16 protein-coding genes are annotated in these 18,580 nt (G+C 65.2%); 9 read left to right on the top strand and 7 right to left on the bottom strand.

Annotation, left to right across the window (positions count from 1 at the left end; genetic code table 11):
• Positions 1-33: 33 nt before the first annotated feature.
• Complete coding sequence (locus tag VN634_19580; GenBank protein ID HXC53098.1) at positions 34-903, top strand: BadF/BadG/BcrA/BcrD ATPase family protein; 870 nt, start codon at positions 34-36, stop codon at positions 901-903.
• Between the two features lie 184 nt (positions 904-1,087).
• A complete protein-coding gene (locus tag VN634_19575; GenBank protein ID HXC53097.1) occupies positions 1,088-4,567 on the top strand; it encodes a prolyl oligopeptidase family serine peptidase in 3,480 nt (1,159 codons plus the stop codon).
• Between the two features lie 54 nt (positions 4,568-4,621).
• Here VN634_19575 and nagA read toward each other — a convergent pair whose 3' ends face one another.
• Together nagA and VN634_19565 are read right to left on the bottom strand one after the other, a co-directional pair.
• Positions 4,622-5,770: an N-acetylglucosamine-6-phosphate deacetylase gene (gene nagA, locus VN634_19570; protein ID HXC53096.1), complete on the bottom strand. Its 1,149-nt coding sequence runs from the start codon at positions 5,768-5,770 to the stop codon at positions 4,622-4,624.
• Positions 5,767-6,705: an SIS domain-containing protein gene (locus tag VN634_19565; GenBank protein ID HXC53095.1), complete on the bottom strand. Its 939-nt coding sequence runs from the start codon at positions 6,703-6,705 to the stop codon at positions 5,767-5,769. The genes nagA and VN634_19565 overlap by 4 nt, the downstream gene beginning before the upstream one ends.
• A gap of 215 nt (positions 6,706-6,920) precedes the next feature.
• On the opposite strand from VN634_19565, the gene dgcA reads away from it, so the two are divergent.
• Entirely contained in the window at positions 6,921-7,931 is a 1,011-nt protein-coding gene (gene dgcA, locus VN634_19560; protein HXC53094.1) for an N-acetyl-D-Glu racemase DgcA, read from the top strand.
• Between the two features lie 28 nt (positions 7,932-7,959).
• Here dgcA and VN634_19555 read toward each other — a convergent pair whose 3' ends face one another.
• The 3 genes from VN634_19555 to VN634_19545 form a co-directional block, all read right to left on the bottom strand.
• A complete protein-coding gene (locus VN634_19555; GenBank protein ID HXC53093.1) occupies positions 7,960-9,060 on the bottom strand; it encodes a hypothetical protein in 1,101 nt (366 codons plus the stop codon).
• A gap of 527 nt (positions 9,061-9,587) precedes the next feature.
• Positions 9,588-10,007 (bottom strand): DUF6559 family protein, encoded by a 420-nt coding sequence (locus tag VN634_19550; GenBank protein ID HXC53092.1) that lies wholly within the window; start codon positions 10,005-10,007, stop codon positions 9,588-9,590.
• Positions 10,008-10,083: 76 nt separating this feature from the next.
• A complete protein-coding gene (locus tag VN634_19545; GenBank protein HXC53091.1) occupies positions 10,084-10,227 on the bottom strand; it encodes a hypothetical protein in 144 nt (47 codons plus the stop codon).
• 402 nt (positions 10,228-10,629) lie between these two features.
• Here VN634_19545 and VN634_19540 point away from each other — a divergent pair, with 402 nt between their 5' ends.
• Positions 10,630-12,183 carry a DUF1963 domain-containing protein gene (locus VN634_19540; GenBank protein HXC53090.1) on the top strand — a complete coding sequence of 518 codons (1,554 nt, stop codon included), beginning with the start codon at positions 10,630-10,632 and terminating at the stop codon, positions 12,181-12,183.
• 13 nt (positions 12,184-12,196) lie between these two features.
• On the opposite strand, the gene VN634_19535 is transcribed toward VN634_19540, so the two are convergent.
• Entirely contained in the window at positions 12,197-13,111 is a 915-nt protein-coding gene (locus VN634_19535; GenBank protein ID HXC53089.1) for an AEC family transporter, read from the bottom strand.
• Between the two features lie 341 nt (positions 13,112-13,452).
• On the opposite strand from VN634_19535, the gene VN634_19530 reads away from it, so the two are divergent.
• The 5 genes from VN634_19530 to VN634_19510 all read left to right on the top strand — a co-directional run bounded on the left by VN634_19530 (position 13,453) and on the right by VN634_19510 (position 17,874).
• Positions 13,453-14,145 carry a lysophospholipid acyltransferase family protein gene (locus tag VN634_19530; GenBank protein HXC53088.1) on the top strand — a complete coding sequence of 231 codons (693 nt, stop codon included), beginning with the start codon at positions 13,453-13,455 and terminating at the stop codon, positions 14,143-14,145.
• A gap of 103 nt (positions 14,146-14,248) precedes the next feature.
• On the top strand, positions 14,249-14,821 hold the full coding sequence (locus VN634_19525; GenBank protein HXC53087.1) for a GNAT family N-acetyltransferase: 573 nt from the start codon (positions 14,249-14,251) through the stop codon (positions 14,819-14,821).
• A gap of 417 nt (positions 14,822-15,238) precedes the next feature.
• The gene (locus VN634_19520; GenBank protein HXC53086.1) at positions 15,239-15,829 is read left to right on the top strand and encodes an RNA polymerase sigma factor; all 591 of its coding nucleotides are present in this window, start codon (positions 15,239-15,241) and stop codon (positions 15,827-15,829) included.
• Positions 15,826-16,518, top strand: coding sequence for an NrsF family protein (locus VN634_19515; protein HXC53085.1), 693 nt, complete (start codon positions 15,826-15,828; stop codon positions 16,516-16,518). Before VN634_19520 ends, VN634_19515 begins: the two co-directional genes overlap by 4 nt.
• A 354-nt stretch (positions 16,519-16,872) precedes the next feature.
• Positions 16,873-17,874 carry a hypothetical protein gene (locus VN634_19510; GenBank protein HXC53084.1) on the top strand — a complete coding sequence of 334 codons (1,002 nt, stop codon included), beginning with the start codon at positions 16,873-16,875 and terminating at the stop codon, positions 17,872-17,874.
• A gap of 259 nt (positions 17,875-18,133) precedes the next feature.
• On the opposite strand, the gene VN634_19505 is transcribed toward VN634_19510, so the two are convergent.
• Positions 18,134-18,301 carry a hypothetical protein gene (locus VN634_19505; GenBank protein HXC53083.1) on the bottom strand — a complete coding sequence of 56 codons (168 nt, stop codon included), beginning with the start codon at positions 18,299-18,301 and terminating at the stop codon, positions 18,134-18,136.
• Positions 18,302-18,580 lie beyond the last annotated feature (279 nt).

Raw genomic sequence — 18,580 nt, 5'->3', positions numbered from 1 at the left:
GCTATCACCGTTGCTCACGCTATCCGAGCAGAGATGCCGTTGTACCTCGGGATAGACGCCGGCGGCACCCATACGCGCGCACGGCTGGTATCGGATGACGGCGAAGTCCTCGGCGCCGGTGAAACCGGCGCCGCCAATACGCCGGCCGGACTGCCGCACGCACTCAACGTGATCGAGGAAGCCTACGGCCACGCGATCGACCAGGCAGGAATTGCGGACGGCGAGCTCTCGTCGATTCACGCGGGCATCGGCATCGCCGGGCTCAACCGGCGCGGCGTTCTCGACGGACTCAAGGCGCATCCGTTTCCTTTCAAGTCTACCGCGTTCGCAAGTGATGCGGCGATTGCCAATCTCGGCGCGCATGCCGGGCAGGATGGTGCGATCGTCGTCGTCGGAACCGGGAGCATCGGCTTCGCCCGCGTCGACGACGAGATCTTCACGATCGGCGGGTATGGATTTGCGGTGTCCGACGAAGGCAGCGGCGCCGAGCTCGGCCTGCGCGCAATCCGCCGCGCGCTGTGGGCGCGCGACGGACGCATTTCGCACACGCCGCTTACGCGCGAGCTGCTCGATCACTTCCACGGATCGGCAGGCGAGATCGTCGACTGGACCGCGCGCGCGACTCCGCGCGACTATGCAGCCTTTGCACCGATGGTGATGCAGCACGCGAATCAAGGCGATGCGACGGGCGAGCTGATCGTGCAGGAAGCTGCGCAGCGGATCGGAGCGGTGATCCGCACGATGCTCGAACGCGGCGCTCCGCATTGCTGCCTGATGGGCGGCGTCGCGCCGTACCTTCGCGACTGGCTCGCGCCCAGCATCAGGGCGCGCCTTCGAGAGCCGCTCGGCGATGCGCTCGACGGCGCGATCCTGCTCGCCCGTACACGCGCGGCGCAGCTGTAGAGCAGACATTGCCGCGTGGAACTGATGCGGCGCGACATCGAATCGGACCTGCCCGGTATCGGGAGCGGTGATCGGCCCGGAATTCGACCTGGACCCGTACGAACATCATTGTTAGTAAGCCCAAACTGTTCCACTCTGCGGATGGGGCCGGCCGCCGCGGGCCGGCCCGTGGAGGGACCGACCCATGTCGCAGACTCGCAACCCGGCGATTTTCCTCGCCCCATTGCTCTTTTCGTTGTGCATCGCGACCGACGGGCGAGCCTATCCGCCAACCGAAGCCACGCAGGCCGTCCTCGGCAAGAAGCTCCAGATCAGCCTGACCGGTGATCAGCCTGGCGACCGGATGCTGCGCGCGATGGCCCGCGAACGCGGTAGCTCCGCGACGATCGTGGGCGATCCGACAGTTTCCGGCGCCACGCTGGAAGTCGTCGTCAACGGCGCCACCGCAAGCGACCAGTCCTTCGACCTGCCCGCCGCCGGCTGGAAGGCCAACGGTACGAGCGGCTTCAAGTTCTCCGGAGCGGGCCTCGGCACTGCGGTCGTTGGCGCCAGCATCGCCAAGAGCAGCAGCGGCGTCTTCCAGATCAAAGTCCGCATCAACGACGAGAACGGCCCGGTCGACATCGTACCACCCAATCCCGGCAGCGACGGGGGCTTCATTCTGACGATCCCCGGCGCGACCAGTTACTGCATCGCCTTCGGCGATGTCGCCGGTGGCACGATCACCTCCGACAGCGCTTCGAAGTGGTCGATCAAGAACCCGACGGCAAGCGGTTGTCCGGTGCCGATCCACGAGCTTTCGGTGAACACCTCGGGCGACGGCACCGTCGTCTCGTCACCTGCCGGCATCGATTGCGGCACCGACTGCAACGAGAGCTATGAGGGTGGGACCGAAGTCGCACTGACAGCCACGCCAGCAGACGGCTACGACTTCGACAGCTGGGACGGCGACTGCACGGGCAGCGCTGCCTGCGTCGTCACGATGGACGGCGACCGGCAGGTCACGGCGATCTTTACGCCGATTCCTTTCCATCGCCTCAGCGTCACGCGCCTCGGCAGCGGTACGGTGTCCTCGCTTCCTGCCGGAATCGACTGCGGCGCCGACTGCAGCGAAGACTACCAGGACCAGACCGTCGTTACGCTCGATGCAGCGCCGGCAGATGGATTCACCTTTACCGGCTGGAGCGGCGATTGCAGCGGCTCGGGCGTTTGCATCGTCTCGATGGACGCCGCCAGGAACGTGACCGCAGCGTTCGATCCGGTGGTCGCAGGGTGCATCAACGACGAGCCGACGCTCGCGCTCAGTGCCGGTCCGCCTGCGGGCCCGGCCGTGATGTACGAGGATGCGCCCGATCTTCCGCAGCTGCAGAACAGAGACGCGCGCTTCAGCGCAGCGCCGCTGCTCGTCGCCGGTCACGAAGCCTACGCCGGCGGAGAATACCTCTACCAGGATTATGTCGATGACGACTTCGGCGCCGAGACCAGCGGCGGCCCGTACACGACGAGCTTCGTGAGCAGCCCGTCTTCCGGCACCGGCACGCCGGATGCCGCCAACTATCATACCGGCGACATCACCTATCCGACCGATGTCGCGCGCTACGGCAACAACGCCGCCGACCTGGTCGAGCTGCGCATCGCACCCGGCCCTGCCGACGTCGCTTACCGGATCACGCTGAACACGCTGCTGGCCGACGACACGACGATGGTCGCGATCGCGTGGAACAGCGACAGCAGTAACACCGGCACCTCGACGCTCTCCCGAAACCCCGGGGTTACCGTGCAAGGCACCGACGAGGTCCTGTACCTGTGGGGCACTGGCGGCGAGCACGTGAAATACAACAGCAACGGCACGGTCGCCGCGACGACACCACTGGCAGTGACAGTCGACCTGGAAGCCAACCAGATGACGACCTTCGTGCCGCGCAGCATTCACAATCCGACCGGCACGTCGTGGAAGTACGTCGTGATGACCGGCCTGCGCAACGGCTCCATGGCCTGGGTGCGGCCGACGACCACTGCCAACACGACAACGCCCGGAGGCGCCGCATTTGCCGCTCCGAATCCGTGCGCGGTCTTCGACATCAACAACCACTACGCGATCGCCGACGGTCAGTCGGGCAAGACTGGCGAGATCTGCCACTTCCTCGACGGTCCCTGCGACATGGTGCAGGCCATCGACCTGCGCGGGGTCAATGGCGGCGCGCCGGCGCTGGCCAAGTACGCTCGCGCCGTCGATTTCGACCGGCTCGCGGCGCACGCCGACTCGACCAGCGTGCCCGACAGCGGAACGCTCGTGCGGATTTTCCCGAGCCGTCTTGTGACGACGCCGGCAGAGGGCCGCAGCAATGCACTGCCCGATGTTCCCGCCAACGACACGGTCTACTTCTACGGCGCGCTGCAGTCCTACAGTATTTATGTTCCGACCGCGTACGACGCCGCCGCGCCCGCAGCGCTGACCTGGGCCAATCACTCGCTGGCCCAGTTCCACTGGCAGTACAACGGTACCGACTACGTCCAGGAGATCGGCGAGAAGCGCGACAGCCTTGTCGTCACGCCGAATTCGCGAGCGACCGACGGCTTCTACGTCGGCCGCAATGAATACGACCACTTCGAGGTCTGGAACGACGTGCTGCGCCACTACAACGTCGATCCGAATCGCGTCGCGATGACCGGCTATTCGATGGGCGGCTATGCCACGTACCGCATGGCCACGCTCTATCCTGACCTGTTCGGCAGGGCCTACAGTATCGTCGGCCCGCCGGGCGCGGGCATCTGGCGCGGCACGGGTGGCGCCAGCATCAGCTCGAGCAAGGGCGACGATTATTCGACGCTCACCAACTACTGGCTGGAGAACGTGCGTAACGTGCCGTTCTTCAACATGGCCATGGAGACCGACGAGCTGGTTCCCGTTGCCGGCACGCGCCAGCAGAACATCGGCGGCGTCGACGAGACCGGCGAGGCACAGAGCTTCGATGGTCTCGGCTACCGCTACACCTTCCAGGAATTCACCAGCGGTGAGCACCTGACGCTCTTCGTCAACGATGCCTATCCGCGTGCGAAGGATTTCCTCGGAACTGCCCTGATCGACCCCGACCCTGCGCACGTGACCTTCACGTACGTTCCCGAAAGCGATCGAGCCGACCTGACGCTGGTGCACGACCACGCGTACTGGGTCTCGGGTCTTACGCTGCGTGACGCCGAAGGAACGCCGACGACGAGCGGCAGCAAGTCGGCCAAGGGCACGGTCGACGCGTACAGCCTGGCCTTCGGTGTCGCCGATCCGGTGGTTTCTGCGCAGTCGAGCGCTCCCGGTACGCTGACCGGTGGCAACCTCGGCCCGCTCGCATACACCGAATACAGTCGCAGCTGGTCGGCGCCGGCAGCGATTCTTCCCGAGAACGTTCTGCGCCTTACACTGACCAACCTGCGATCGGTGCAGGTCGATGTCGCTCGCGCGGGGCTCGTCGCCGGCACCGAGCTCGTGCTGGAGACCGTCTCCGACGGCGCGACCACCGTGGATCTGTTCGGGGTGTTCCCGGCAGGCACGGCGATTTACGAGGACGGTGTGCGGCTGTGCCTGCAGGACGGTGCGATGATCGGTTCGGTCGGTGCGCGGGTGCCGGTGGCGGACGGCACGCACGTCTACAGTTTGCGATTGCCCTGACAGTCGCCGCGGGTCGATCGGCTACCAGGCGGGCGCTGAGATCGACGCCTGATGTTATCTCATGGACGAGTCGTCGCTCCCGCCGATCCATGTCTCAACGACATTTCGCTCCGCATCGAGCAGCACGAGATCCGCGCGCAGGCCGCTGCGGATCGCGCCGCGCTCGTGCGAGAGCCCGAGTATGTCGGCCGGCACCTTGCTCGCCATGCGCACTGCAGTCGCGGCATCGACGCCCATCAGTCGCTCGGCGTTGCGAACCGCCTCCGCCATCGTCAGGTGAGATCCAGCGAGCGTGCCATCGGCGGTAACGCAGCGGCCGCCGTCGACAAAAACACGCTGTCCCGCGAGCTCGAATTCCTTGTCGTCCGATCCGACCGAAGGCATCGCGTCCGTCACCAGCGCGAGACGCTGCGCACCTTTGGCCGCGAGTGCGATGCGAAGCGTCGCGGGGTGCACATGATGGCCGTCCGCGATGAGCCCGCACCACGCCGCGCGGCTTTCGAGCGCGGCTCCGACCGGCCCGGGCTCGCGGCTGCCGAGCTGCGGCATCGCGTTGAACAGATGAGTAAACCCGCTCAGCCCTTCGGCGATGGCGAGTTGGATCTCGTCATAAGAGGCGGCGGTGTGACCGGCGGAAACCACGATGCCGCGCTCGACGAGCGCACGAATGGAGCCGGGCGGAGCCGCCTCCGGCGCGAGAGTGACCAGAGTGCGGCCGCGATGCAGCGAAGAAAGGAGGTCGATCGCCTCGGCACCCAGAACTTTGAACTTCGAAGCATCGTGAGCGCCCTTCCTGGACGGGTTCAGGAAAGGCCCCTCGATGTGAATGCCGAGCACGCCGGGAATGCCCTGGGCGATCGCCGCATCGACCGCTTCGATCGCGCGGCGAACGACCTCGAGATCGTCACTGATCAGCGTCGGCAGAAACCCCGTGGTTCCGAATCGACGGTGCGCCTCCCCGATCGCCGCGATGCCGGCAACGGTCGGATGATCGTTGAACAGTATTCCGCCGCCGCCGTTCACCTGCAGGTCGATGAAGCCCGGCACGAGCTCGCCGTCGAGCGCTCTGCGCGGAACACCGTGCGGGCACTCGCGCGATGGGAGCACATCAACGACAAGGCCATCGTCCACCACGACGCAGCAATCCTCGCGAAACCCGTCCGGTGTCAGCACGCGCGAAGGATGAAGTGCGAACGCGCTCATCGCGTCTCGGTAACCTTCTGCAGATGCGGCGGCCGGTCCGGGTCGAACCCGCGCGCAACACTGAGCGCGGCGGCAAGACCGTAAAAACTCTGAATCATCGACAGCACCGCCAGCACCGGATGATCGGCGCCGGAAGGTGCCGGCAGCATCAGCGCGCCTTCGGCCGGGCCGTGCCCGTGCGTGTCGGCCCCTGCCATGATCACGCGCGCGCCGCGGCCGACGAAATCGTTCGCCAGCTCGTCGAAATCCTCCGCACCTTCATCGCCCGGCGGAAACATCACGACCGGAAATCCCCGGCCGACCAGCGCCATCGGACCATGCTTCACCTCGGCGGCGCTGAACGCTTCGGCGTGAATCCCGCAGGTCTCCTTCAGCTTGAGCGCTGCTTCCTGCGCGATCGCCAGCGTGAGTCCGCGCCCGATGACGAACACGCTGCTCGCCCCAGACAACGCAGCAACAGCCGGCGACCAATCCAGATCCCATGCGCTGCGCAGAACGCGCGGCGCATCCGCAAGAGCGAGGCGGAGATCCTCCTCCTCCGTCCAGGTGGCCACCAGATGCACAATGAGGAGCAACGAAGCGATGAACGATTTGGTGGCCGCCACGCTTCGCTCGGTACCGGCCAGGAGCGGAATCGTCAGCTCGGCGACTTCCGAAAGCGGCGACGCCCGATCGTTGACCACCGCAATCACACACGCGCCTGCCTCTCTGGCCGCGCGTGCCGAGATGACGATGTCGGGGCTTCGGCCCGATTGGGAGATCGCGAGGAACAGAGCGCCGTCGAGATGGCGCCACGGCGTCGCGTAGAGCGACGACGTCGACGGGGCAAACGAGGCGACCGGCGTTCGGACCCGGGTCTCGATCAGATATTTTGCGAACGTGGCAGCATGATCGGAGCTTCCCCGTGCACAGGTGATGACGACGGGCGGATCCATCGCCCGCAGTCGCTCGCCCAGAAGGCGCATGTCATGCGCAAGCTCCGCCAGCTGACGCTCCGCGACGTCGCCGGATTCGGCCGCTTCCGCATGCATGAACGATTGCTTCGGTGTCATCTGCGCCTGGGTCCTGTCGCCGGTTTATCGATCTTCGACGGCGGGATGTCGAGGTCACCTGTTGCGCGACCGAGGCCGCGTTTTAACCGGTCCGAGCGATGATCGAAGACACATTCACACTGAGAAACGCTCGCGCGTATCGCGAGACCTGGCCGCTTGCGAAGCCTTTCGTCATCTCCCGCGCCCGGGCCGACACGACCGACGTGCTCGTGGTCGAGGTCGACGATGGCCAATGCATCGGACGCGGCGAGGCGTGTCCGATCCGACGCTTCGGGCAAAGTATGGAGAAGGCGCTTGCCGGGGCCGAAGGAATGCTCGCCGCACTGCGGGGCGGCGCAGAATGGTCGAAGCTGCACGACCTCACCTCCGCCGGCGCTGCGCGCAACGCGGTCGATTGCGCGCTTTGGGACCTGCGGGCCAAGCGCGCCGGCAAGCCGATCTGGGAATTGCTCGATCTTCCCGAGTGGCAGCCGGTCGAAACGGTATTCACGATCAGCGTCGCCGCGCCCGAAGCCATGGCTGCAGCAGCACGCGATGCCGGCCATTATCCCGTGCTCAAGATCAAGCTCGGCGGAAGCGACGACGATCTTCGCATCCGCGCGATCCGCGACGCCGTACCGGACAAGCGGCTGATCGTCGACGTGAACGAAGGCTGGAGTTTCGCCGAGCTCGAGCGATGCCTTCCCGCGATGATCGACGCGCGTGTCGAGCTGATCGAACAGCCGCTGCCGGCCGGGCGTGACGACGAGCTCGCCCGCTTGCCGCGAGCGGCGCGATCAGTTCCGATCGGTGCCGACGAATCGTGTCACACCGCTGACGACACCGACCGGCTGGCCGACCTCTACGACGTGGTCAACATCAAGCTGGACAAGACAGGCGGGCTGACCGAGGCGCTGCGCATGCTCGATCACGCGCGCGCCGCCGGGCTCGACGTGATGGTCGGATGCATGCTCGGAACATCGCTCGCGATGGCGCCGGCGATGCTCCTTGCGCAATCGAGCCGCTTCACCGATCTCGATGCACCGCTGCTGATCGGGACGGACCGAGCTCCCGCAATGGTCTACAAAGACGGCGTCGTTTTTCCGCCGTCGCCGCAGGTCTGGGGCTGAAGGCCACCGGCAGGCTGGTCGAGAAAGACTACCGGTCGCACGTCTCACTGACCGCGTTCTGCGGCCGGAAGTCCTGAACGGACAGGATCGACGGGAGCGACGTTCCGCCGTGCGTTTCCCACACGCAGCTCGACGACAAGCCGCCGCCGCTTCCGCTGTAGATCGGCCCGTCGCTAAGCGACGCGCCGGTGACGAGCACTGTTCCGTTGATGCCGGTCGAATTTGCGGTGGGATCGATGGTATCCCGTGAGGCTTCGGTCGCAACGAAGTAGGAGTCGCGCGCCGGCACCGGGCTGCCGCTGGCAGTGAACGTCACACCGTCCTGCAGGTCGCGGTTCGTCTTCGAGATCATCGCGTGGAAGATCGGGACGAACAGCCCGCCGGAGACGGGCGGCGCGCCGGAGAGTTCCCACGTGTCGGTCGTCGCTTTGGACGCGACCCAGGCGTCGAAGTTCGGGGTCGCGGCGCCGGCCTGCTTCGGCGTTGTGACGGTCACGGTGTTCGTCGATCCGGTCGGTCCGTGCTTCGCGACATCGGCGTCATCGATCGCGAGCTCGATGAACGCGCCGGACGGGATCGCGACGTCCGGCACGCGATAGCGACCGCAGTCGTCGATGAAGACCGCACCCGAAGTCAGCGCCGGCGCGGTCGCCGGATTCGTGCCGAACCCCACGGCATCGTACGCGACGATGTCGAGCGAGCACGGGCCATCGACGGTCGTCGTGGTGCACGCTGTGCCCGTCGCGCCTGCCGCCTGGAATTTCGAGCTGTCTTCGAGATCGTACAGCTGACCGCAGATCGTCTGGTGCGCGCCGTCCACCGGCGCGGGGCACGTGAACGGCCCGTCGCAAGCGGCGTTCGACGCGCCGCAAACGATCGTCAGCGGATTGGTCGGATCGTCGCCTTCGAGAAGGTGCTTGATCACCCCGCCCTTTCCCGTGCATTTCGGGCCGAGCTTCGGATCGTCGCATTCGAACGTTTTTCCGTGCTTTCCTTTGGCACTGACGCACACGCAGACCGGTTCGGCCTGGGTGATCTGGCAGCCGGAAGCCGAGAACGCGGCAAACGCTTTCGCAGCCGGGAGGCTGGCGAGAACGACGCCCGAGAGAATGATCGACACAGATTTCATCAAATGCTCCTCCGCAGAGCTCGCGGTGTGCGACGAAAGGCGCAGCAACGTTCGCCTTGATCGCACCGTGCGGCAGCGAGCCGAAGCTCATAGCGGACCCGACTCCGCTCTGTAAACCGCCATTCGTTGCGAATCCGAGCCGATGCGAACGATTTTAGTCTGCAGCCCCGATTCCGGGGGTGAACATCTTGCAGAACAAATTCAGTCGAGCGCAGCGCGGCGGCGTAGCACATAAGAACGCCCGCGCTCCTTTGGAAGCGCAGGCGTTCTCGTCGGCAATCCCGGCGGCTAGCGCAGTCTATTCCGCGTCGCCGCACGAACGTGATTTGCCGGCAGCGCTGGAACGATAGTAACTTCAGAATGCCTGCCGGCTGACGACTCGACGTCCTTGCGCAAGCGCTATCGTCGTAGTGACATGGCTTGGTCTGCGCAATGATGAATGTCACTTTCGACAAACGTCGAAGTGATTCAGTCTCTTTTCCTGAATAGAGAGCGGGGCCGCGCGGCAATCTTTAATTGCAGGGCTGTTAAGGGACGTCGGCGTCCGCAGTGCCGGTGATTCCGTGGTTTCGGGCGCCGAGTGCCTGATCCGTCAGGGGAATCGACGTGTGGGCCGAGTTGCCCACCTCTCCTCGCCTTCGCAGCTTTATGGTGAAGTCGGTGTCGCCGTCGAAGAACTCATCTGCCAGCTCTTTGCGAAGTCGCGCCGAGACGACCCGGTTGTCCAGCTCGCGCTCGGCATCTGCCGCGTTCAAACAAAGCGCGTAGGCGTACTCCACATAGCGTCCGCGATAGCCGGCTGCCTCGAGAGTTTTACGAACTTGCGCGCGTGAGTAGCTGTCCGAATTTCCATATCTCTGAGCAAGCAGCCTGGGCAGCTCGGCAACCATCCGGCGCAGAACCCGACGTTTTCGCCGTTGCTCGAAAACTCGAAACAAGAAGCTCATGCGACAAATCTCCCGAAACGCCGAGCGTCGACAGTACGACCTGCAACGCCCGCCAGATTCGAGCTGTCTGAGAAAACTATTCGTCGTCGAGACAGACGCGCCAGCTCTTTGCCGCCGGATCGACGGTGCTGCCGCAGGTCGTCAGCGGATCGGGGCTGGCCTGCGCAGAGGCGGCGAACAAAGCGATGGCGGCGAGAAAGACGGGAACGGCACGTGTCATGGAATCCTCCCGGACGAATGCACGAACCTAGCACTTCGGCACACTCCTTGGCGAGCGCGATTCCGTGCCAGTTCCATGTTGGTTTTTGCGATGAGGTGTGGTCGGCTTCGAGTGCCGTCGCGTGCCGGAAATCTCGCTCCTGCGTGCAGCGGAATGCTCTCGAACGGCTACACACTGCCGAAGTGAGCGCAGCCGATCAGCAGGACGTGGACTCGACGCCGGGCAACACGGATCCCAGCGAAGACGACTATGCGGTCGCATCGGTCTTCTTCAGCTGCGACTGAGCGTTGGAACAACATCAAGCTGGGGATGCTCCTCACCCTGCTCGCCTCCGGCACGCGTAGCGCGGCGTTGCCGTGCCTCGGCGCGCAACTTAATAGTGCGCGCAGCAACGCGGGCAGCATGAATCGATTTCTCGCCGCATTGAATGCGTTCTTCCTTCTGCTCTTCGGCCAGACCATCGCGCTGGCCGTGGCCGAAGGCTTCGGCGGGCTCCACATCGATCCCTTCGGCTCGAGGAAAGCCCTGTTCTTCGTCACTCTCGCCGTGAGCGTGGCCGGCGCGATCCTGCGCTGGACGAGGTTCCGAGAGCGAACAGCGCCGGCAGGCTCAGCGCCGCGAACAGGCGCCGGGTCGCGCCCCGCCGCAGCACCGCAACCAGCCGCAGGCCCGTTACCGGCGGATAGTCCGCTGCCGTTGAGCGAGCCGGCCGCTCAAATGATCGCCGCCGCAGCGCGGCAGGCCATCGTCTTCCGCCAGCACTTTCCTCCGCGTCACGAGCCCGCCGAGCGCAGCTTCTTCGGTGGCGCGCCGTTCGCTCCGCGCGGCTTCGCGTGGCCGCGCTCGCACAATCCGAAGTCGCAGGGGCAGCCTTTGCACTTCGTCCTTCAGGTCGACTGCGCCGCCGTGCCGGAAGCAGCCCGTCTCGATGCGCTGCCGAGTCGCGGCGTGCTCTACTTCTTTCTCGACATGTCGTGGGAGATCTTCGAAGCCGGTGTTGTTCATGCCGACGCTCCTGCCGGCGACTGGGAAAGCATCGCGCCTCCGGGCGACCTCGGTCCGGCTTTCGGCAAACATGCGGCTTCTCACTGGGGCTGGACGCAGTCACTGGAGCAGTGTCCCATCCTGCTGCCGAAGTGGACGTTCGATCCGATCGTCATCGAATTGCCGGAACGCGTTCTCGAGGAAGTGGATGAGGGCGACGGTCCCTACCCCGCTCTCTGGCCGGGAGATGCCGCAGCAGAGCGGCTGCTCGAAGCGCAGGGCGACCCGGTCCGCTACGACTATCTGACTGTCAGGGACGTCATCGACGGAACTTCGGTGCGGCGTCCGTTCGCAGCCTTTCCGCACGACTGGCGCGCGCTGCAGATCTGCAGCGCCGAGCTCGTGCGGCAGGCCGATCGCCAGCGCCGGTATCCCGACATGGGCACGTTCCGCGACATGGACAGTGGCGCGAAGGCTACCCTCCTCACGGAAATCTCCGCGGAAGCACAGTCATGGTTCGACCGCGCAGCCGCCCAGCCGGCATTCGACGAAGTTCCCGCCGCCGACCGCGATGCGTTCTGGGAGCTCATCGCCCGCCATCCGTCGCTTACGCGCTACATGCTCGTCGACGCGCTGACGCAATCGATCGAATCTTCGCTGTCGCACTCCGCGCGGGCGGCGGCGCGCGTTCCGTCCGAGATCGCCGATCGTATCCGCGGTCGCCACGCGCTTGCCGTCCAGACCGATTCCGGCATTCACGCAAATATCCCGGATCGAATGCTGGCGCCGCCGGTCGACGTACAGGGGAATCAGTGGGAGCGCGCGCAGACGCACCTTCTGCTGCTCGAGCTCTCGTCGAATCAGGGGCTTGGGCACAACTTCGGCGAGGGCGTCTTCCAGTTCTGGATCACGCCGGAAGACTTCAAGGCCAGCCGCTTCGACAAGGTCGAGGTGACGGCCGACGCGTACTGAGGTTCGTCCCCATTCAACCAGACTGCAGATAAGCGATCAGCGGCGTGAGCGTAAACGGACTGAGGAGCGTCGACACCAGCACCGCGCTGGTCACGAACGCAGGGGCGACGTCGAACTCGAGCGACAGAATCGTCGTGATCACGGCAACCGGCGTCGACGCGAGGCACACGGCAGCCTGGCGAGCAGGCCCGGTCACCCCGAGAGCAGCCGTCAGGCTCAGCGCGACGAGCGGCGCGATCACGAGCGAGACGAGCACCGCTGCTGCGACGACGGCAGGTCGCTCCGGCAGCGTTGCGCGCTCGAGCTGCATGCCGAGCACGAGAATCATCATCGGAATCGCCGCGTCGCCGAGCATCGAGATCGGGCGCGTGATCGCGAGCGGCAATCGGGTCCCGGTCGCGAGAACGAGCGCTGCCGCAGCCACGGCGTAGATGGCCGGCACTCGCAGAACTCCGCCAAGTGCCTGCTGCATGCTGCGGCGCCCGCTTGCCGCGACGAATACGCCGACGGTGTAGGTCAGCAGCGATCCGGTCACGAAAAATGCGCTGGCATGAGCGAGCGCGTCCGGGCCGAACGCGAAAAGCACGACCGGCAGCCCGTAGTTTCCGGCGTTGGAGATCATCACCACGAGCATGAACGCGCTCATCTCCGGCCGGCTCAGGCCGAGCGGCACGGCGATCACCCGTGCAATCACGGCCATCGATGCGACGACGAGCACGTTGAGCAGCGCCATCCGGCCGAACTCTGCGGACGTCATCCCCGACGTGACGAGCAGGTTGAAGACGAGGCATGGGACCAGTGCGTAAAAGACCACGTGCGATAGCGTCCGGACGTTGGCCGCGAGCGTACGGGCAAGCACGAATCCTACCCCCGCGATCGCAAAGATCGGCAGGATGTCGGACGCGAAGATGGACAGCAGCAGGGTCATTCGATTCTCGTCTACACGTTGGAACGTCTGCCGCGGCGACTGAGACCTCGGGATGCGCTGACCACGCCGAGGCCCCTGACGTCAGGCGCTGCGCAGCTCATGCGGAGTCTGCCGCATCTCCTCGGCTGGTGCACGTGAGCGATTCGCACTCGACGCCGCCTCGGATATTTCACGGCACGTGCGGGCACCCATCGAGCGAGCCGCGAGATCGTCGCGAGCGAATGGCGTGGGATGCGGCGCGAACATAAGATCCCCGCTGCCGTCGACAGCACATCCGGCCCCTGCCCCGAAGACGCTGAAACCGTGATTCCCGCAACCTCGCGCCAGTTCCGGATTCCAAGATGAAACGACTGGTGTTCGTGCTTCTCGGCGTTTACGCGTGGCTGCTCTTCGGCGTCATCAATCGCCTGCGGTCCGAGGGCCGCGAGAACCTCGTCGGTCTGCCGGCGAAAGGCGTCCTCTTCGTCTCCAATCATCTGACGTACTACATGGACGTGCTCGGCATCCACAGCGCGATCGCAAGCGCCAGATGTTCGCCGATCGACGGGTTCCGCCACAACCTCAACGTGCGGTTCGTCGCGGCGTTCGAGACGCTTAACGAGCGCGGCTTCTGGCCGCGGGTATTCAACTTCGCGGGAGCGGTCCTCATCCGCCGCACGTGGCGAGACGGCGATCGCGACGTTCAGCGTCCATTGGACGTCGACGACATCCGGAAGGTCCGCGAAGCACTCGATCGCGGCTGGCTCATCACGTTTCCGCAGGGAACGACTACGCGCGGTGCGCCCGTGCGAAAGGGCACGGCTCGCATCATTCGAGACTGCAATCCGGTCGTCGTCCCGGTCTTTGTCGACGGCTTCGACCGGGCGTTCGACCGGAAAGGATTCCGCTTGCTGGAGCGCAACGTCGACCTCGTCGTCCGTTTCGGTGCGCCGCTCGACATTCGCGCGGAGGATTCCGTGGAACGAATCGTCGAGATCCTGACTGCTGCACTGATGCCCGGCGATGAGCCCGGCAAGCTCGCAAGCGGACAGTGACGACGGCCAGCAGCCTTCCAGATCAACGTCCGGTATCGCTCGGCCGCTTTTCCCTGAGATGCCCGGATGGCCATCCGGGTCCTGACTCGCTAAAAACCCAGCCGTGCACACCTCGATCGATCTCCAGCCGACCCTGATCGGCCCGCGCATCACGATTCGCCCGATCCGTGCGGACGACTGGGACGGCATGTTCCGTGCGGCGTCCAATCCCAAAGTCTGGGAGCTTCATCCGATCCGCGATCGTTACACCGAGCCGGTTTTTCGAGAGTTCTTCGACGGCGCGCTCGCAAGCGGCTCGGCGTTCACGTTCGTCGACCACGGCACCGGCGCAATCATCGGCTCCAGCCGCTACTACGGCTTCGACGCGGCAGCGCGCGAGATCGAGATCGGCTGGACGTTCCTTGCGATCGCGTACTGGGGCGGCAGCTACAACCGCGAAGTGAAAGGACTGATGCTCGAGCACGCGTTCCGGTTCGTCGATACGGTCGTGTTCTGGGTCGGCGAGACGAACTACCGTTCACAGCAGGCGATGCAGAAGATCGGCGGAGTGCAGCGCGGAGGGCTCACCCCTCGCACGCTGAACGGCGTCACGCTCAGCAATGTCGTCTACGAGATCACCAGGGAGACTTTCGACGCGCGCTTCCGGTCGGCCAGCGGGCCGGGACGTCGCGACTGAGCCGGAGCCCTGGCCTGAGCGTGGAGCGCGTCCATCCGGCCTCCCTCGATGCGACTCGTCACACCTTCTCCGGCAACTCGCCGTAATCACGAGATCTGCTGGCATCTCTGATCGCCACGAACGCAGCGAGCTCGACGCGTGTCGGGGCTGCGCGGACGATTATTCCCCGCACGCAGACCACCATTGCGCGCCCCGACGTGCTTGCTCTCCACGTTTTCCCGCTCAATGTTCGCGAGACGACGACGTCGCCGGTGTGCGACTGGCGCGACCCTGAAGAAATTCCGTGATCTGTGTTCCTCGCGACGACGGCTTCGCGGATTCAACCAGTCCTCTCACGTTGCGCCCTGCACGATTTTATCGGGTGACGGAGAAACCTGTGTGATCCCGGTTCGTACTACCGACATGGAGGAGGCTCGATTGCAGTCCGCGGCGAACCCGCGCGCAGCAGGCGCCGACGCAGCAATGGAGCGCTACTCCAACGGCGACAACGCTGCATTTGCGGAGCTCTACGACGCAATTGCACCGCGCCTGATCGGATATTTGCGCAAGGCGACGCGTGACGACGTCGCGGCCGAGGACCTCATGCAACAGACATTTCTGCAGATTCATCGCGCGCGAGGCACGTTCATTCCCGGTGCCCCGGTCATGCCGTGGGCGCTTGCCGTCGCGAAGCGGCTGATGATCGACAGCGCCCGGCGTCGAAACGTCGAGCTCGGCTTCCTGGTGGACACTTCCGTCGAGGACGACCGGATTGCGGGCGGACAGACCGACGCCGCGTCTACGGCCGACCTGCTCGATGCACATCGCGTCGAGCACCGCGTACAGCAGCGCCTCGACGCCATGCCCGAGAGCCATCGCACCGCGTACCGCCTCGTCAAGGAGGAAGGGATGAGTCTCAAACGGGCAGCAGAGCTGCTCGGCACGACGATACCCGCCGTGAAGCTGAGAACGCATCGCGCATACCGGGCGCTGCGCGCGGTGCTTCGCGAAGAAGGCGGCCCGTTGTGAGCGCGGATCTCAAAGCGTGGGTTCTGGAATCGGTAGCGGCCGAGGCTTCGCCGACGCGCGCGGCGGTCCGTCGTCGCAACATTCTTGTCGGGCTGCTGGCGGTCGCGAGCGGTTTGGCCGCATTCGTCGTGTTCGCGATGTTCACGTCGCAGGGACAACTCGTGAGGCTCGGTGGCGAGATTGCACCGCAGCACGATGTGGAGCGATCGGTCTGGCTCGTAGGGATGACAGCCGGCGGCGCACTCGCGATTGCGCTGACCGCCACATGGCTCGCACTTTCCAGAGGGCGGTCGATGCTCGGACGGCCTCGCACCTGGCTCGTCGGCGCAATTGCACTGACTCCGCTCGCGCTGTTCGCGTGGAAGGTCGTCTGCAGCCTCGGATTCGGCGATCCGATGGCACAGTGGCCCGCGCGGCCGGGACTGAGATGCCTTTCGCTGACGATGCTGGTCGCGGCCGGACCCTTGCTCGCATTTCTTGCCGTGCGCCGCAGCGCGCCGGCGCATCCCGCGCTCAACGGCGCGGTCATTGGCGTGGCGTGCGGTGCGTGCGCGTGGGTGCCGCTCGATCTGTGGTGTCCGGTCGCTTCGGTGCCGCATCTGCTGCTCGGACACGTGCTGCCGCTCGGCATTCTCGGCGGCCTCGGTGCGCTGCTCGGACAGGCACTGCTCTCGGTCCGAAGCCGCTGACGAATCCTTCCCTTTCGTGATCCTGCCTTCGCGGTGATGGCGGCGACGTCGTCGTCACCGCGATCTTTCCATTCTCGCGCTGTCGTCCACGCCGAGGCAGCAGCGCACCGGCAACGGTCACGAGCACGACGTCGTTGTCATTCGCACCGCTGATCGCCTTCGTCAGCCACGTCGTCATCCACGCTGCGCGCTGCGGCTTCATGATGAAACGCGGCGGTGAATGCGCGCAAGACTTTGATCCAGGCGAAACCTCCCGTTCGTCCACTCGTAGTTGTCGATAGGCAGCGCTGCCGGAACTCGAACCGGGAATCGTTTCCGCCTTCCCCAACAACAATCACCCAAGAGGAGACCGTCATGAATCGATCACACACGACAATCCGGAGATTCTGCGCCATCGCATTGCTTGCGTTTGTTCCCGCCGGGGCGGCGACGCCGGCATGGGCAGATCCATTCTTCTTCAGCACCAACGACGCCGACGGCCTGCTCGCAGCGCTGTCGCAGCCGGCCGCGAGCCGCACACTCGAAACCGAAACTGCCGACGATTTTCTTCTGGGCGAAACCACGGTGATCTCCGAGGCGACGATCGTCGGATTGATTCCCGACGGAGCGTCGGTCGCAGATATCGGCGACGTCGAGATCGAGATCTATCACGTGTTCCCGAGGGATTCGGCGGTCCCTGCGTCGACCGCCGTTCCGTCGCGCGTGAACTCTCCGTCGGATGTCGAGATCGACAGCGCGACACGCGACGGGGCCGAGGGAACGCTCGCGTTTGACGTCGATCTGCTCGAGGCGAGCTTCGCCGCTGCGAACAGCGTCGTGGACGGGATTCATCCGGCACCGGCGAACCAGACCAACGGCGACGGCCCGACAAGCGGCAAAGCGGTTCAAATCACGATGCGCTTCACGCCGCCGATCGTGCTGCCGGCGGAACACTATTTCTTCCGCCCGGAAGTTCAGGTGACCGGCGGCGACTTCCTGTTCCTGTCGGCGCCGAAGCCGATCGTATCGCCCGGCACGACGTTCCTCGGCGACCTGCAGGCGTGGATCCGCAACTCCGCTCTGCGACCGGACTGGCTGCGAATCGGAACCGACATCGTCGGCGGAGCGCCGGTTCACACGTTCAACATGACCGTCTCGCTGGCAGGCCAGACTGTTCCCGGCGCAGGAACGCCGGGAACAGCGAGCTGTCACGGCAAGACCATCTCCGCGTTGTCGGATCAGTTCGGAGACATCGATGCCGCGGCCGCAGACATGGGTTTCGCCGGGCCGGGCCCGCTTCAGGACGAGCTCAGGGAGTTCTGCGACGCGGTGCAGTTGCAGAAGCCGCACAAGCGCGCGGACCGGAGGCGGCGATGATCCGGCCAACGATCACAATGACTCAAAGCTTTGCGGCGGCAGTTTCTCGTTTGCGTTCGGCGGCGCGACTGCCGGTCCGCTCAGCGTCAACGCCAGCATCTCTCCGGCGGCTTCGAACGTGCTCGCCGGCTTTCGTTGTGCCCGCCAGGCGAACGGCCGTCCCGGCAGCTCCGGATCAATACCGAACGCATGCTGCCCGCGCGCGCGGCGTGAGAAGAAGCGTTCTGCGGGCAAAGGTGCGAGCAGACCCGATCCTCTGTTACGCGAGGATATGCGTAGTTCTCACATCGTCGCTGTAGCCGTCGGAGCTCGCGGCGAGCGAGACTCCGGCTGCAGCAGCCGTCAGAAACGCGGCGAGTGCGAGTATGGCCAATCCGGCGCCGTAGATGTTCCACTGCGAGTGGTCCTGATGGTCGATGGTGGACATGGCGTTCGCTCCCCAGCAGCCGTGTTTCCGGGTCGGACCCGTCCAGGGTCGGTCGGCTGGTTGCGACCCGGCAGCTGCGGCGCGAAGCTACTTACACCGTTTTCAATAGTATAGGACTTTTACTGACATTCTTGTAACCCATGAGTGCGGGAGGCACTTTTACCCGTAATTACGGCAGGTTGAGCGTCGCCAAGCGGGAGGCCGTGGCGATCCGGAATTTCCGTGACCAGCCTGGGCGGCGCGCAGGTGGGGGAACCAAGCCGCACTTCGGCGTCGTCC

The organism is Candidatus Limnocylindrales bacterium, from assembly GCA_035571835.1.
Classification (GTDB): domain Bacteria; phylum Desulfobacterota; class Binatia; order UBA1149; family CAITLU01; genus DATNBU01.
Note: the sequence above shows the minus strand (reverse complement) of the source record. Positions and strands in the feature narration are given on the sequence as shown.